The organism is Erythrobacter sp. JB3-1 (assembly GCF_057364995.1).
In genome coordinates this window covers 352,224-366,908 of the sequence record NZ_CP200289.1, presented here as the reverse complement: position 1 = coordinate 366,908, position 14,685 = coordinate 352,224, and the positions used below count along the sequence as shown (strand labels likewise).

Here is a 14,685-nt window from a genome sequence, read left to right as displayed (position 1 = left end):
TCGCTGTCGCTGCCCGGTGGGAGTGTCAGGTAAGATGGCAGGGTTAAGCCATCGCGGCTGATGATCTCTACCGGTTGCATCGGCTGCAGCGGCGCGCCCTCCAGCTCTGGCCGGGTGATGTAGAACGGGGTGAGGGTCTTGGCTGCGCGGTCATAGATATAGCTGCCGCTGGGCGCGGTCAGCGGGTCGTTCCATACGATCCAGATCATGTCGTCATCGGTACGGCTGGGGACGCCGAACTCGCCATCAAGCTGGCCGCCAAGCCAATCGAGCGAGGCCTTGATCGCAGGATCAATAGCTGTCCACTCGGTCTTGAGATAGTTCGCCGAATAGGCCTCAACCACGCCAGTTTTGTTGTTGCGAATGGTGCCGCCAATGTCGGCCTTGTCATTCTCCGCCACCAGCGTCTTTTCACCGCTCGCTGTGTCCTGAGCGTACAGAGCGGCGGTGTTGCGGCCGCGGCTGTCGAGCCAATACAGCGTGGAGCCATCGGTGGTGTAGCCCGCTGGCGAGGTTGTCAGCGAGATCTTCCATCGCCGTGTTTTCAAATGGGGCCTCTTCAACCGCGCCGCCCTCGACCCGGAAATAGTCGGTGCCGCCTGCCTCGTTCTGGCGCATCGCCATGCGCAGGGTCAGCGTGTCATCCGCCATAAACCCGGCAAAGCTGTTGTTTTCATACACCAGCTCAAGCTCGCCTGTGTTGAGATCGAGCAGGTGCACATCGTGAAACTGAGGATTGCGATTGTTGAGACCGATCAGGATTTTATCGCGGATCGTTTCTGACCCGCCGACGATGTCGACGCGGGTATTCTCAAACGGGGTAAGATTGGTTTCTACCCCGGTTTCGACATTGATCGAATAGAGCAGAAAGTTCTCATCGCCGCCTTTATCCTGAATATACAGCAGGCTGCTAGAATCTGGTGACCAGAAATGCTGGCGGATCGGGCGGTCGGCTGCGCTCGTCATCGCTTTGGCAGCATCGAGATTGTCACGCGGAGCCATCCAGATATTGAGCACGCCGTCCTTTGGTGCGAGCCAGCCGAGATATTTGCCATCGGGGCTGATGCGCCCTTGCGCTTTGGTTGGGTTGCCGAACAGCGCATCGCGCGGGATCAGATCATAGGCTTCGGCGGTGTTGGTCATGGTGGCTCCGGTATTGGCGGCGTGATTATCTGCAGAGACTGTGCCCGGCAGCGTTAGGGCAGATGCGGCGAGCGCCGTGGTCAGCAGGCGCGCAGTGAATGAAAGACGAGAGGTTATGCGAGGGGACATGGGGGTTCTCCGATCGATTTCAAATGACTGTACTATTCAAATAACACACATCGCGTGCTGCTCACAAGTTTGGGCAGGTACAGGGCTGTACCGCGATGGTCTGATAGGCTTGGCCTAGGCATTCCATTAGGTGTTAGGCCATTAGGTATTAGGTGTGTCGTCGCTGCTGCGCGAACGCCAGACTTGATAGGCGGCTTTGTCATCAGAGCAAGGCTCCAATGCGAGTACTTTTATCTGATTTTCTGTGCTGCGTCCGGTGCGCGTGTCTTCCTGCAGGGTGAAGCATTGCGTGTCATCGGCGAGAGGGCGGATAGTACCATCTTCAACAAAGCTGACCTGCTGCGCTTCGCTTTCATCACAAGCGGCCAATCCAATCTCGGCGCCTTCAACAGAGACGCAGACATCATATTCAGGCATAAACAAAGTGTTGTTTTCAAACATTGCTGCATCAAAGATCTGGTCCGTGCCAAGCGCGCCATCACGGCTATAGCAAGTGTGGCCTTGCAACCCATTGGCCGGGTCAACGTTTTCGCGGCCCCCTGCAATGTCGAGGCAATATTCGTTGGTCACACCATCAAGTTGATCGTTTAGCACGATTTCAACGGCATCAGCATTCGCGCTCGCCTCCGCCTCGGTCGGTGCAGTGGTGGTTTCTGTCGTTGCATCTGAACAGGCTGTAAAACCCAAAATGACGGCGCCGAGCATTGCAAAATTCTTCATGTTTATTCGTCCCATTTGAGATGATTATTCAACGCTGGCTCGCATTAATACCAGATTGTCTAGCACCAGATTCGAACTCCAAATGAATTCGGCATCGCTTGCTTGCGCATCGAAAATGTCCGTGAAATTGGTGTATCCTGGCTTGTTATCCACTCCGACCGTGCCGTTTGTGTAGGTGACAGCTGCGGGCCAGCCTGTGTCATCGAATTCGGTTGTCATCCATCCTGCTGGGATAGGCCAGAAGGCGGCGGACATCTGCGGGCCGTCATCGCTAGCTACTGACGCGCAGGCGGAACTGTCGCGGGTGCTGCCCTGATCAACCAAACACGCGCGGTCATTGAGCGGGGAAACATAGAAAGTTTGCGCTTTCCGGCTGCTGTCTGTTACTTTCAATGGGTTGCCTTGGGCATCGCTCAGCATAGCCACCAGTCCCGCATCACCGGGATGATAAGACGACGAGCGGTTCTCTTCTGAACCGATCCCCAAATTCTCTTCCCAATCCACACCCATGAACGCAAGGGTGAGCGGCCGCGACGCAGTGAAGCGGATGACGGAGGCATTAAACGGTGTGAACGGTACCGCATCGACTGCCACGAGCTGGCCATTGGCGTAAAATTCGAAGTAATTGTCGGCGAACACGAAAAGCGTGAATTCTTCTTCGCCGCCTGCATCGAAGACCGGCACATCGTTCAGATCGATCTCCTTAATCCCACCGGGCGTAAACCCACTGCAATCGTTATAGAGGTCCGCTGCTTTAGGAGCGGTAACGAAATTGGTTTCAGCAGGGACCGTCCAGCTCTTTCCATCGTCGCTGGTGATGGTTCCGACAGCGGCGATGCGCGCGTCATCTCCGCACTCGATCAGGGACGCTGTGGTTTGCTCGGCTAGCCCGGTGGAATAACTTGCGCCTTCTACTTGTCCTGCGCCGTCGCCCAAAACAACTTCATCTGCTGAATTGCACGCCGCCAGAGATGCAGCGCCAAATCCACAAATTAGCATGCTGCACCGCATATTCCCGTTCTCCATCTGTCAAATCAACGGTGAGAGCATTCAGTGATGGCGGTTCAGAGTCAATCGATTGTCGGTCAGGTGAGCGCGCTGCGGCCTTGAAATTAAACGACATCACAATGCGGGATTGGCGTAAAAGTGCCAGACCCAGATCGCCATTGCCCCGCGATGCGGGCGCCAGCGCTCGCCAATCTGCCTCAGGCCCTTTTCATCGGGTCGCTCGTTTAGCTTCAGCAGTCTTTTGACGCCTTCCTGCACAGCCAGATCGCCGGCGGGCCACATATCGCCGCGCCCTTCCGCAAACAGCAGATATATCTCCGCTGACCAGCGACCGATCCCTTTGACCTTGGTCAGCTCGGCGATGGCTTCTTCATCATCATCGGGCAGGTCATCAAAATTGACCTCGCCGGTTTGTACGAGCTCGCACAGGCTGCGGGCATAACCCTGTTTCTGGCGCGACAGGCCGCAAGCGCGCAAAGTATCAAAGTCCCGCTCCAGCAGGCAGGCGGGGCTGAAACCTTCGCCCAGCTCGGCCTCCAACTTGTTCCACATGCTCGCCGCCGCGGCGACGGATACCTGCTGGCCCACAATCGTGCGCAGCATCGTCATATAGCCGCGGTCTCTGATGCGCGGCTCTGGATAGCCGATCCGCGTGATTTCATTCGCCAGATCGGCATCATTTTTGGCCAACGCATCAAGCGAGGCCTTGATTGCAGCTGCGCTCAATCCCACTAATAATTCCCATAGCTATACAATGCGAAATCTGCCTCTAGCAGCGCAGCCGACTATTCGATAGAGCGCTGGCCAATCCAGCGGACACTGAAAAGGATACAATGCAATGCCGAAACTGATCGTCACCAATCGTGAAGGCGAAACGAGTGACATCGAGGTCGAGGACGGCCTGACGGTGATGGAGGCTATTCGCGACAATGGCTTTGACGAGCTGCTGGCGCTGTGCGGCGGATGCTGTTCGTGTGCGACCTGCCACATTCACATCGATCCTGAGTTTACGGCAAAGCTGCCTGAGATGAGCGAAGATGAAGATGATCTGCTGGAATCGAGCGAGCATCGCAATGAAACCTCGCGCCTATCGTGCCAGGTTCCGCTCACTGCAGAGCTCGACGGCTTAAAGGTAACTATCGCAGCTGAAGATTGATGTTGTTTGCGAGTTGGCTCGCAAACTCCTAACTCGCAGTCCATGAACATTACTCAACCTGTCGGCGATACGCTCGCCTTGATCGGAAACACTCCGCTGGTTCGCCTGACTGGGCCAAGCGAGGCGGCGGGCTGCGATATTTGGGGCAAATGCGAATTTGCCAATCCGGGCTCTTCAGTGAAGGACCGCGCGGCGCTCTATATGATCCGCGATGCTGAGGCGCGCGGTGAGCTAAAGCCGGGCGGAACTGTGATCGAAGGCACCGCTGGCAACACCGGTATTGGCATTGCGCTGGTCGCCAATGCGCTGGGCTACAAAACCGTGATTGTGATGCCGGATAATCAGTCGAAGGAAAAGATGGACACTTTGCGCGCTCTTGGCGCGCAGCTGGTGCTCGTGCCGCCGACCAAATATGCCGATCCCGCGCACTTCCAGCACACCTCGCGCCGCATGGCGGAAGAAACCGAGGGCGCGATCTGGGCGGGACAGTTTGACAATGTCGCCAACCGCCGCGCGCATATTGAGGGCACGGCAAAGGAGCTGTGGCAGCAGCTGGATGGCAAGATCGACGGGTTTACCTGCGCGGCTGGCACCGGCGGGACGATTGCCGGGGTTGGCATGGGCCTGAAGGAGAAATCCGAGGATGTGCGCATTGCGCTGACTGATCCGCATGGCGCGGCGCTCTATAATTATTACGCGAATGGCGAGCTTAAGGGCGAGGGTTCTTCCGTTGCCGAGGGCATTGGCCAAGGCCGGATCACCGCCAATCTGGAAGGCGCGCCGATTGATACCCAATTCCGCATTTCTGACGAAGAAGGCCTAGAATGGGTCGCGCGCCTGCTGCGCGAAGAGGGGCTGTGCCTCGGACTGTCCTCGGGCATCAATGTTGCTGGCGCGATTGCTCTGGGCAAGCAGTTGGTCGCCGAAGGGCGGGAGAACCCGCAAGTCGCGACAATCCTGTGCGATACTGGCTTTCGCTACCTTTCAACCCTGTACAATGCCGACTGGTTGAAGGCGAAAGAGCTTCCAGTGTTCGACTGGCTCGAGCAAGCGTGATAGGCAGCCATTATGGCGTATCGTAAACTGTTTGAGACCCGCGAAGAAGTGGCGCGGGCTGTTGCAGCAAACCCCGATCTTGAGCGTGCAGGCGCACCCCTTGGCGGAACCCGCGAAGAGGCGGTGCAGCGCCTGCAGGTCGGCCTGTCTGGCCTTGCGGCGATGGTGTTGCTCGTCGGTTTGGCCAGCGTGATCCAAGGCCGCGCGCAGGTCAGCGAAGACAGCGCCGTGCCAGAAGCCGCGCCGACGACCGAGCCAAGCGAAGGGGCCAAGATCAACGATCCGCTCGCCGAAGCTGGCGTTGTGCCCGATCTGCCGGTGGACCCAAGCCCGGCCGCGACGCAAGAGGCGGCGATTGTTCCCGAGCAGGGCGAAGGCACTGCCGGCGATCCGCTGCCAGGCGATGTTGTGCGCGATGATCCGCTGAGCAATGAGCCCAAAACGCCGTAAATTTGCCATTGCTGCGATTGGCGTGCTGGCGCTCGGCGCAGCCGCGCTGTGGTGGCTGGCTCAATCGCGCGACCAGAGTAATGGCCTGCGCGCCAGCCCGAGCAATGACCCTGCTGAGAGAGTGGAGCTTGGCCTGATGAGCAGCCTGCCGCTTTATTGGCCGCTGGGCACGGATCTTACCAGCCTGATTGATGCAGACCAAGAAGCGCCCTGGCAGCGCTCGGTCTTAGAGGCGCGCTATGATTTGCGGTTGCTCGACAGCCTCTCTCCCGATGATCAGGGTGTTAGTCCGCTTGCGGGGCTGGAGCGCTTGGCGATTGTCCAGCCGCGCGGGCTAAGCCCATCGGACAATGTCGCATTGGATGATTGGGTGCGGGCCGGCGGACGGCTGCTGATTGCGCTCGATCCACTGCTGACCGGGGAATATGAGGTCGCCTTTGGCGATCCGCGCCGCCCGGTGGGCGCTGCGCTGATCCCGCCAGTGATTGAGCGCTGGGGATTGGCGATCAGCTATGTTGAGGGGCAGGGGGGCAGTGTGCGGTCAGCCATGATCGCTGGCGGGCAGATCCCGCTTCACATGGCAGGTGTTATCAGCATTCTCGATCCCGCCGCCACTTCGTGCGAATTGCAGGGCGCAGGAGTTATCGCGGCCTGCGATATTGGGGAGGGGCGCGTAACGGTGCTCGCGGACGCGGCTATCTTTGAGTATCAAGAGCTCGCCGGAGAAGAGGGCAGCACGCTGAGCGCATTGCTTGCACAAACCCTCAACTGAGTCGTCAGCAGCCCGATTCACACCGTCATCACTGCAATCCATTTGATCAGCGCTCAAGCGCCCCAATTTCGCGATCGGGGATTTTGCGGGACGGGCCAGGGATCGGCGACTCGAAGAACGCGATTCTCGCAGTTTTGACCGGAAAATCAGCGTTTTGAAGCAGGCTCTTTGGTTTCCATACTAGGTAGTGAAGCGGATAGGTCCTGTATATTAACCATATGAAACAATAATTTACCATCTTATCCCGCAAAATCCCGCAAAAACCCCTTCCATCCCGGTTAAACCCACGATATTACCGTCTTCCATCAAACATGCCCGTTTGTGTTTGCGCCGCCCATCGCGGTTGGCGCGCCGGTTCCGCTCGCGTGCGGAATGGCAAGGCAGAGGGCGTGTTTGGCCTCCTTAAAAGGGAGGCGGGGAAAATGAAGGCCCGTGAGGGACGGGTGAGAAGGGGAGTTGGAGCGCGTGTCGTTCGCAGGATTCAGTGGTCAAGCTTATTCGCCCGCCGGCGATAAGGGCCGCTTTGTGCTGCCTTCACTGTTCCGCAAGGCTGTTAAAGAGAGCTCTGAGGGGCGGATTGTCTGCCTGGCAAAGCACGAGCGCTGGAACTGTCTCACCGGCTTTGGCCTATCCCGCAAAACCGAACTTGAAGAGCAGATTGAGCGCGAAGAAGACCGCGCCATCCGCCTTGATAAAGAATTCGACCGTGATCTGCGCGCGATGCGGCTGTTTGGCTTTGTCGAAGTGCCGTTCGATGACAGCGGCCGCTTTGTCATGCCTGACCACCTACGCAGTCTCGCGCAGGTTGATGATGGCTTGTACTTCCATGGCGGCGGGCGCTTCTTTACGATCTGGAACCCGGATCAGCTCGCGCAAATGGGCGAGCAATGGGAAAGCGCGCAGGCGGCCTGCGCCAATCTGGTTGCAGAAGCCGAAGCGAAGGGGCGCAAGAAATGACCCTTCAATCTGCGCCCCACGTACCCGTTCTGCTCGAAGAAGTGATCGCCGCGCTTAATCCCCAGCCCGGCGATGTCATTGTCGACGCCACTTTTGGCGCCGGCGGCTATACTCGTGCGCTGCTTGATTGCGGCGCGACCGTCCACGCCTTTGATCGCGATCCTGACGCGATCTCTCAAGGCCGCGGATGGAGCGAGGCGCGTAGTTCCCCTCCGCGCTTAGTGCTTCATCCGCGGCGTTTTTCTGAGATGGTAAGCGCAATGGCCGAGGTCGGCGTTGCCCAGGTTGACGGCGTTGCGATGGATATTGGCGTGTCCTCCATGCAGCTCGATCAGGCGGGGCGCGGCTTTGCGTTTTCGGCTGACGGACCGCTCGATATGCGGATGAGCCAGGCGGGCGAGAGCGCGGCTGATTTTCTCAATTCTGCCGATGCCGACACGATTGCCGATGTGCTCTATGAATATGGCGAAGAACGCCAGTCGCGCCGGGTTGCCCGAGCGATTGTTGCTGCGCGCCCGCTGGAGACGACCGGCGATCTAGCGCGCATCGTTCGCAAGGCGCTGGGCCATAAGCCGCATGATAAGAAGGATCCGGCAACGCGGTCATTCCAGGCGGTGCGCATCCATGTGAATGACGAGCTAGGCGAATTGCGCAGCGGACTGTCAGCAGCCGAGCATTTGCTGCGCGCTGGCAGCAAGCTCGCCGTGGTCAGCTTTCACAGCCTCGAAGACCGCATGGTCAAACGCTTCCTGCGCGAAGCATCCGGCGCGGGCCGCGCTGTATCGCGTCACCTGCCGGGCGAAATTCCAGGCGATCCGCCGGTGTTTGAGAAACTTTCCAAAGCGATCCGTCCTTCCGAGGCCGAGATCGAACGCAATCCGCGCGCGCGCTCTTCAACCCTGCGCAGCGCCATTCGTACCACCGCCGATGCAAGGAGGCTTGCGGCATGATCGTTTCAGGTTCTCGTATGCGCCAAATCGGCTGGGTTGCGGTGCTCGCACTGTGCGTTGGGATGTTCCTCGCGCTCAGTTTCCGCGTGCATGCTGTGAAAAGCGAAGTTCTGCTGGCTGAACGCCAAATCGTTGAGCTGGAGCGTGAAACGCTTGTGCTGGAAACCGAGTTTCAGGCGCGCGCCAATCAGCGTCGGCTGGCAAATTGGAACATCGTCGAATTCGGCTATCTCGCGCCGCGCGCAGACCAATATCTCGAAGGTGAGCGTCAATTGGCGAGCCTGGGTTCGCCTCAAGTCCCCGGCGCGCCTAGCCCGATCCGGGTTGCCCGGGCAGAGCCTGAAGAGGGTATGCCTTCGCCGCTTCGGTCGCGCGAAATGGTCTCGCCGATCACCGGCGCGCCTGTGACACTGGCGGCGACGCAGGTTGAAGATAGCGCGACGACGATGTTCGCCGAGGCTTTCGGTGACTTCCTCGTTGAGGCCTCGCCCATCCGGGCGGCGCAAGCGCGCGCAGGCAGCGGCGCTTCGGCCACTCAAGCAACGGCAGAGACAGCTGAATGAGTGCCTTTGCGGCTCGCCCGGCCATCCCCGCAGGCCGCATCCAACTCGTCAATCTGCGCTATCGCTCGCTGTTGACGGCGCGTTGGCGTGTACTTTGGATTGTGCTGGTGTTTGGTTTGGTCGCTGCGGCGGCCATCCTGCGTATTGCCTATTTGGGTTTTGCTGGACACGCCCCATCGCGCACCAGTCTGGCGGAGCAATTGCTGCCGCCGCGCGGTGAAATCACCGATCGCAACGGTATTCCGCTGGCCCGAGCCTTCCCAGCTTACGCCCTGTGGTATGCGCCGACCGCTATGGGGGATGGCGGCGCGCCTTTGGTCGCCTCGCCGCAAGATGTCGCGATGAAGCTCGCCAATATTTTTCCGACGATGGATGTGAACGACACCGCCTCGCGTTTGGCCACGGGCCGGGCGGGCTATTTGCGTCGTCGCATTCTGCCGGAAGAAGCAAACGAAATCATGCGCCTGGGCGAGGTTGCGCTGCAAATCCCGCGCGAGACTGACCGCCACTATCCACAAGGCTCACTGGGCGCGCACATTCTTGGCTATGTCGCGGCTGATGATCGCGGCCGCGTCGGCATGGAAGCGGTGCTGGACGAGCAATTGCGCGATCCGGCCCTGCGTTCAGAATCGGTGCCGTTGTCGATCGACATGCGCGTTCAAGGCGCGCTCGAGGATGAGCTGAGCAAGACAATGCTCGCCACCAATGCGCTGGGTGCGGCGGGGCTGGTGCTGGATGTCGACACGGGCGAGGTGATGGCGCTGGCTTCCCTGCCAGAGTTTAATCCCAACCGGATTGATGCCGCTGGCCAGGCCAATATGATGAACCGCGCCACCAACCAGGTGTATGAGCTGGGTTCGACCTTTAAACCGCTGACGGTCGCCGCCGCGATTGATGCTGGCGTAATCACCGATCTCAGCGCCAATTGGAACGCGCGCCCGGTCAAGATTGGCTCGATTGAGCGCGCGGATTATTCAGACAAGGGCGCGACGCTCAACATTCCTCAGGCGCTGGCCTATTCGTCCAACACCGTCACCATGCGGGTCGCGGATCAGCTGGGTCCAGAGCGGCTGCGCCAGACGATGATCGATCTTGGCATGAACGAGCGTCCCTATATTGAGCTGCCAGCGAAAGGCCATCCAATCTGGCCGCGCGGTGACTGGTCGCGCCTAACCAATATGACGGTTGGCTATGGCCACGGTATTTCTGTTACGCCGCTGCACTTGGCGGCCGCTTATGCTGCGATGGTCAATGGCGGCATCTGGCGTCCTGCGACTTTGCACAAGCTGGAGGCGGGCGAGGCTCCGCGTGGTCGCCGCGTGTTCAAGACCTCCACCTCCTCGCGTATGCGCCAGCTGCTCCGTATGATTTCGATCTACGGCACCGGGCGCAGCGCCGATGCGCCGGGTTACCGGGTGGGCGGAAAGACTGGCTCGGCGGAAAAGCCGACGAAAGGCGGATACAGCAAGACGAAGCTGATTTCGTCTTTTGCCGCCGCATTCCCAATGGACCGCCCTCGCTATGTTGTGGTGGCGGTGATTGATGAACCGCGCGGCACCGTGGCAAGTTCGTTCCAGCGGACAGCGGCGTTTAACGCGGCCCCCGTTGTCGGGCGGCTCGTGCCGCGAATTGGCCCAATGCTGGGAGTGCAGCCGGATACGACGCGCGACGTCGATATTAGTGATCTTCGCTTCTTGGTGGAGGGGCGCAAATGAAACTTGGAAATTTAGCGAAAAGGGCAGGGCTGTCCTGCGATGAGGGCGCAGACCTCAGCGTAACCGGCTTTGCTATCGATCACCGCAAGGTTGCACCGGGCACCGTTTTCGGTGCGTTTCAGGGTCTGACTTTCAATGCGGAAGACGTCATTCCTGAGGCGATTGCCGCAGGGGCTGTCGCCATCGTCGCGCGCCCCGGTGTAAACGTAGAAGGCGCCGTTTACATCGCCAGCGACAATCCGCGCCGCGATTTTGCACGTCTGGCCGCCGGTTTCTTCACGCCTGTCCCGCCGCATATTGTCGCGGTCACTGGCACTAATGGCAAAACCTCCACCGTCGAGATGACGCGGCAAATTTGGCGCATGTGCGGCGAGCGCGCCGCCAGCATTGGCACATTGGGCGTGACCACGCCGGATGAGAGCGTCTCCACCGGCCTCACCACGCCGGACATTGTCACTTTCCTATCGAATATGAGCGGGCTGGCGCGCGAAGGCGTGAGCCATGTGGCCTATGAGGCATCGAGCCACGGCCTCTCGCAATATCGCAATGAAGGCGTGCCGGTTTCAGCCGCTGCCTTCACCAATTTCAGCCGTGATCACCTCGATTATCACGCTGATATGGATGACTATTTTGCTGCAAAAATGCGGCTCTTCAGCGAAGTGCTGGAGCCGGGCGCAGCGGCAATTATTTGGGGCGGCGGGGATAACAGCGAGTGGACCCGCCGTGCCGCCGAGCACGCGATGTCTTCAAATTTGCGCGTGCTCCTTGTCGGCAAGGTGGGGAGCGGCTCCAACGCGTTCCTCCGCCTTGTCGATCGCAAAACGACCCAGCTTGGGCAGACGATCGATGTCGAGCATGAGGGGCATGTCTTTTCAATCAAGCTCCCGCTGATCGGTGAATATCAGGCAGCCAACGCTATGGTCGCGGCGGCTCTGGCGATTGCAACGGGGAGTGATGCGGCCCAAGCGCTGGACGCGATTTCCCGGCTTCAGCCTGTGCGCGGGCGGATAGAGCGGGCCGTGATCAGCCCGGCCGGTGCGCCTGTCTATGTCGATTACGCGCACACGCCGGACGCCTTGGCGGCGGCGATTGCTGCGCTGCGCCCGCATGTGGCGCGCGGGCAGGGCGGGCGTTTGATCACCGTATTTGGCGCTGGCGGAGACCGCGATCCTGGCAAGCGCGAAGCGATGGGTGCCGCCGCCTCCGACAAATCAGACATCGTCATCGTTACCGACGACAATCCGCGCGGCGAGAGCCCAGCGGCCATTCGGGCGGACATTATGCGCGGCGCCGCGGCCAGCGCGCGCGAGATTGGCGACCGGCGCGAGGCGATTGGCGAGGCTATTGCTCTCGCCGGAGAACACGACATTGTGCTGGTGGCGGGCAAGGGCCACGAGCAAGGACAGATCATCGGTGCAGGAGAGAATATGCGGGTTTTGCCGTTCGATGACGTAACGGTTGCGCGCGAATGCGCCGCTGCTGGCGGTTCGGGGTCGGGCTCATGAACGCGCCGCTGATCCACGCTGCGCTGCGTGCTTGGCCGGTAACGGCGCGCGATGAACTCAGCGGAGCGCTGTGGAACTCGCGCGAGATCGAGACGGCGACGGGCGGCACAGCCAGCCACCACTTCCAGGCCTCCGGCGTTGAGATGGATTCCCGCGATGTGCGCCCGGGCGATTTGTTCATCGCACTGAAGGGCGAGGCGATGGACGGCCACCGCTTCCTCGATAAAGCCTTTGCCGCAGGAGCGGTTGCAGCGATTACTGACCGGGCCGTCGACTATCCGCATGTGCTGGTCAAAGACACCAGCGCGGCTCTACATGCGCTGGCTCATGCCGCGCGCGATCGCAGCCCAGCGATGCGCATTGGCGTCACCGGATCGGTTGGTAAAACCGGCGTGAAAGAGGCGATCTTTGCCGCGCTCGACCGGGCCAGCAGGGGCGCGGCGCATCGCAGCGTCCGCAGCTACAACAATCACGTAGGCGTGCCGCTCAGCCTCGCCCGGATGCCCGCCCGCAGCCTGTTTGGCGTGTTTGAAATGGGCATGAACCATGCGGGCGAAATCGCGCCTTTGGCCGATCATGTACGCCCTGACGTGGCGCTGATCACGACGCTCGCGCCCGCGCATATCGAAAATCTTGGCTCGATGGAGGCCATTGCCGATGAGAAAGCGGCGATCTTCACCGGTCTGACGCCGGGCGGCACTGCGATTATTCCCGCTGACACCGACTATACCGAGCGCCTGATCGGTCATGCCCGGACCGCAGGCGCTGACGTCGTAACCTTTGGCCGCCATGCGGACGCCGATGTGCGGCTGCTCGATGCCATTCCGATCAGCACCGGCGGCTCGCTGATCACAGCAGACCTCGGCGACGCGCGGCTGTGCTATTCGATTGCGGAGCCGGGCGAGCATTGGATTGCCAATTCCCTCGGCGTCATGGCGGCAGTACGCGCAGTGGGCGGTGATCTCGCCGCAGCGGGCCTGGCGCTGGCGGAAATGGGCGGTCTGAAAGGGCGCGGAGCGCGGTTCCAAATTGATCTGCCTGGCGATGGCAAGGCCTTGCTGGTCGATGAAAGCTACAATGCCAACCCCGCCTCCATGCGCGCAACCCTGCGGCAATTGGGCCAGACACCGGCGCTGCGCCGGGTCGCGATTTTGGGCAGCATGATGGAGCTCGGTGATTTTAGCCCGCGCTTCCACCGCAAACTGGCCGAGCCGCTTAACGATGCGCGGGTTGATCATGTTATTCTGGTTGGCGAAGAGATGCGCGAGCTGGCCTATGAATTGGGGAAATCAGGCGGCGTTCCGCTTGGCAACCCGGGCAGCTTCACGCATTGCGACGGTCCGGATCAGGCGATTTCCATGCTCAGCGAATTTGGCATCAATGGCGGGGACGCAATCCTTGTCAAAGGGTCAAACTCGGTCGGTCTTGGCGCTCTGGTTACCCATTTTACGCAAACGCACCCGGTTGAGGGGCAACAGGACGACTAAATGCTGTATCTGCTCGCCGAATGGCTCGGGTTTGAAGGGATCTTCAACCTTGTGCGTTACCAGACGTTCCGTGCCGGAGCGACGCTGATCACGGCGCTGTTTATTGGCATGGCAATCGGTCCGCGCTTCATCAACATTTTGCGCGTGCGCCAGGGCAAGGGGCAGCCGATCCGTGAAGACGGGCCAGAAAGCCATTTTGCCAAGCGCGGCACGCCGACCATGGGCGGATTGATGATCCTCATCTCATTGGCGCTGTCGCTGATGCTGTGGATGGATTTGCGCAGCCCGCTGGTCTGGGCCTGCCTCGCAGTGACGGCGGGTTTCGGGATCATCGGCTTCCTCGACGATTACGACAAAGTCTCCAAAAACAGCCATGCGGGCGTGCCCGGCCGGGTGCGGCTTGCGATGGAGTTCGTGGTCGCTGGCATTGCGTCTTACATCATCGTTAGCCAGATCAGCACCGATCTTTACGTGCCGTTCTTCTCTGATGTGTCGATCCCGCTGGGGCCGTTCTATTACTTCTTTGCCGCCTTTGTGATCGTTGGTGCGGGCAATGCGGTGAACCTGACCGATGGTCTCGATGGGCTGGCAATTATGCCGGTGATCATTGCTGCGGGCACCTTTGCGATCATCGCCTATCTCGTCGGGCGCACCGACTTTAGCGAATATCTCGGCATTCCTTATGTTGAGGGCGCGGGTGAGCTGGCGATATTCTGCGCCGCAATAATCGGCGCGGGTCTGGCGTTTTTGTGGTTTAACGCGCCGCCAGCGGCGGTGTTTATGGGCGACACGGGATCACTCGCTTTGGGCGGAGCCTTGGGCGCCATTGCGGTCGCCGCGCACCACGAGATTGTGCTGGCGATCGTTGGCGGCCTGTTCGTGCTAGAGGCGGTTTCCGTCATCGTTCAGGTCTTCTGGTTCAAACGCACGGGCAAGCGGGTGTTCCGCATGGCCCCGATCCACCACCATTTCGAACAGCTTGGCTGGAGCGAAAGCAAGGTCGTGATCCGGTTCTGGATCATTTCGATTGTGCTCGCGATGGCGGGTCTTGCCACGCTGAAACTGCGCTAAGGA

At 60.0% G+C, this 14,685-nt stretch carries 15 protein-coding genes; 11 read left to right on the top strand and 4 right to left on the bottom strand.

Annotated elements, in window-relative coordinates; translation table 11 throughout:
• Positions 1 to 411: 411 nt before the first annotated feature.
• The 4 genes from AC0V6M_RS01850 to AC0V6M_RS01835 all read right to left on the bottom strand — a co-directional run bounded on the left by AC0V6M_RS01850 (position 412) and on the right by AC0V6M_RS01835 (position 3,732).
• Positions 412 to 1,272, bottom strand: a complete 861-nt coding sequence (locus AC0V6M_RS01850) for a TolB family protein (protein WP_486137162.1) — start codon at positions 1,270 to 1,272, stop codon at positions 412 to 414.
• A gap of 141 nt (positions 1,273 to 1,413) precedes the next feature.
• Positions 1,414 to 1,992 (bottom strand): ricin-type beta-trefoil lectin domain protein, encoded by a 579-nt coding sequence (locus AC0V6M_RS01845; RefSeq protein WP_486137161.1) that lies wholly within the window; start codon positions 1,990 to 1,992, stop codon positions 1,414 to 1,416.
• A gap of 24 nt (positions 1,993 to 2,016) precedes the next feature.
• Positions 2,017 to 2,991: a hypothetical protein gene (locus AC0V6M_RS01840; RefSeq protein ID WP_486137160.1), complete on the bottom strand. Its 975-nt coding sequence runs from the start codon at positions 2,989 to 2,991 to the stop codon at positions 2,017 to 2,019.
• A 123-nt stretch (positions 2,992 to 3,114) separates the two neighbouring features.
• Complete coding sequence (locus AC0V6M_RS01835; RefSeq protein WP_486137158.1) at positions 3,115 to 3,732, bottom strand: DNA-3-methyladenine glycosylase family protein; 618 nt, start codon at positions 3,730 to 3,732, stop codon at positions 3,115 to 3,117.
• A 106-nt stretch (positions 3,733 to 3,838) separates the two neighbouring features.
• Here AC0V6M_RS01835 and AC0V6M_RS01830 point away from each other — a divergent pair, with 106 nt between their 5' ends.
• The 11 genes from AC0V6M_RS01830 to mraY all read left to right on the top strand — a co-directional run bounded on the left by AC0V6M_RS01830 (position 3,839) and on the right by mraY (position 14,682).
• On the top strand, positions 3,839 to 4,156 hold the full coding sequence (locus tag AC0V6M_RS01830; RefSeq protein ID WP_472639453.1) for a 2Fe-2S iron-sulfur cluster-binding protein: 318 nt from the start codon (positions 3,839 to 3,841) through the stop codon (positions 4,154 to 4,156).
• Between the two features lie 42 nt (positions 4,157 to 4,198).
• Positions 4,199 to 5,212 carry a cysteine synthase A gene (locus tag AC0V6M_RS01825; protein ID WP_486137157.1) on the top strand — a complete coding sequence of 338 codons (1,014 nt, stop codon included), beginning with the start codon at positions 4,199 to 4,201 and terminating at the stop codon, positions 5,210 to 5,212.
• A 12-nt stretch (positions 5,213 to 5,224) separates the two neighbouring features.
• Positions 5,225 to 5,662, top strand: a complete 438-nt coding sequence (locus tag AC0V6M_RS01820) for a hypothetical protein (RefSeq protein WP_486137156.1) — start codon at positions 5,225 to 5,227, stop codon at positions 5,660 to 5,662.
• Positions 5,643 to 6,434 carry a hypothetical protein gene (locus AC0V6M_RS01815; protein ID WP_486137155.1) on the top strand — a complete coding sequence of 264 codons (792 nt, stop codon included), beginning with the start codon at positions 5,643 to 5,645 and terminating at the stop codon, positions 6,432 to 6,434. The genes AC0V6M_RS01820 and AC0V6M_RS01815 overlap by 20 nt, the downstream gene beginning before the upstream one ends.
• 465 nt (positions 6,435 to 6,899) lie before the next feature.
• Complete coding sequence (locus AC0V6M_RS01810; protein ID WP_486137154.1) at positions 6,900 to 7,391, top strand: division/cell wall cluster transcriptional repressor MraZ; 492 nt, start codon at positions 6,900 to 6,902, stop codon at positions 7,389 to 7,391.
• Entirely contained in the window at positions 7,388 to 8,341 is a 954-nt protein-coding gene (gene rsmH / locus AC0V6M_RS01805; RefSeq protein ID WP_486137153.1) for a 16S rRNA (cytosine(1402)-N(4))-methyltransferase RsmH, read from the top strand. The genes AC0V6M_RS01810 and rsmH overlap by 4 nt, the downstream gene beginning before the upstream one ends.
• Positions 8,338 to 8,904, top strand: coding sequence for a hypothetical protein (locus AC0V6M_RS01800; RefSeq protein WP_486137152.1), 567 nt, complete (start codon positions 8,338 to 8,340; stop codon positions 8,902 to 8,904). Before rsmH ends, AC0V6M_RS01800 begins: the two co-directional genes overlap by 4 nt.
• Positions 8,901 to 10,619, top strand: coding sequence for a peptidoglycan D,D-transpeptidase FtsI family protein (locus AC0V6M_RS01795; RefSeq protein ID WP_486137151.1), 1,719 nt, complete (start codon positions 8,901 to 8,903; stop codon positions 10,617 to 10,619). The genes AC0V6M_RS01800 and AC0V6M_RS01795 overlap by 4 nt, the downstream gene beginning before the upstream one ends.
• A complete protein-coding gene (locus AC0V6M_RS01790; RefSeq protein ID WP_486137150.1) occupies positions 10,616 to 12,124 on the top strand; it encodes a UDP-N-acetylmuramoyl-L-alanyl-D-glutamate--2,6-diaminopimelate ligase in 1,509 nt (502 codons plus the stop codon). The genes AC0V6M_RS01795 and AC0V6M_RS01790 overlap by 4 nt, the downstream gene beginning before the upstream one ends.
• Positions 12,121 to 13,611 carry a UDP-N-acetylmuramoyl-tripeptide--D-alanyl-D-alanine ligase gene (locus tag AC0V6M_RS01785; RefSeq protein WP_486137149.1) on the top strand — a complete coding sequence of 497 codons (1,491 nt, stop codon included), beginning with the start codon at positions 12,121 to 12,123 and terminating at the stop codon, positions 13,609 to 13,611. The genes AC0V6M_RS01790 and AC0V6M_RS01785 overlap by 4 nt, the downstream gene beginning before the upstream one ends.
• Complete coding sequence (gene mraY, locus AC0V6M_RS01780) at positions 13,612 to 14,682, top strand: phospho-N-acetylmuramoyl-pentapeptide-transferase (protein WP_472644483.1); 1,071 nt, start codon at positions 13,612 to 13,614, stop codon at positions 14,680 to 14,682.
• The last annotated feature ends 3 nt before the right edge of the window (positions 14,683 to 14,685 follow it).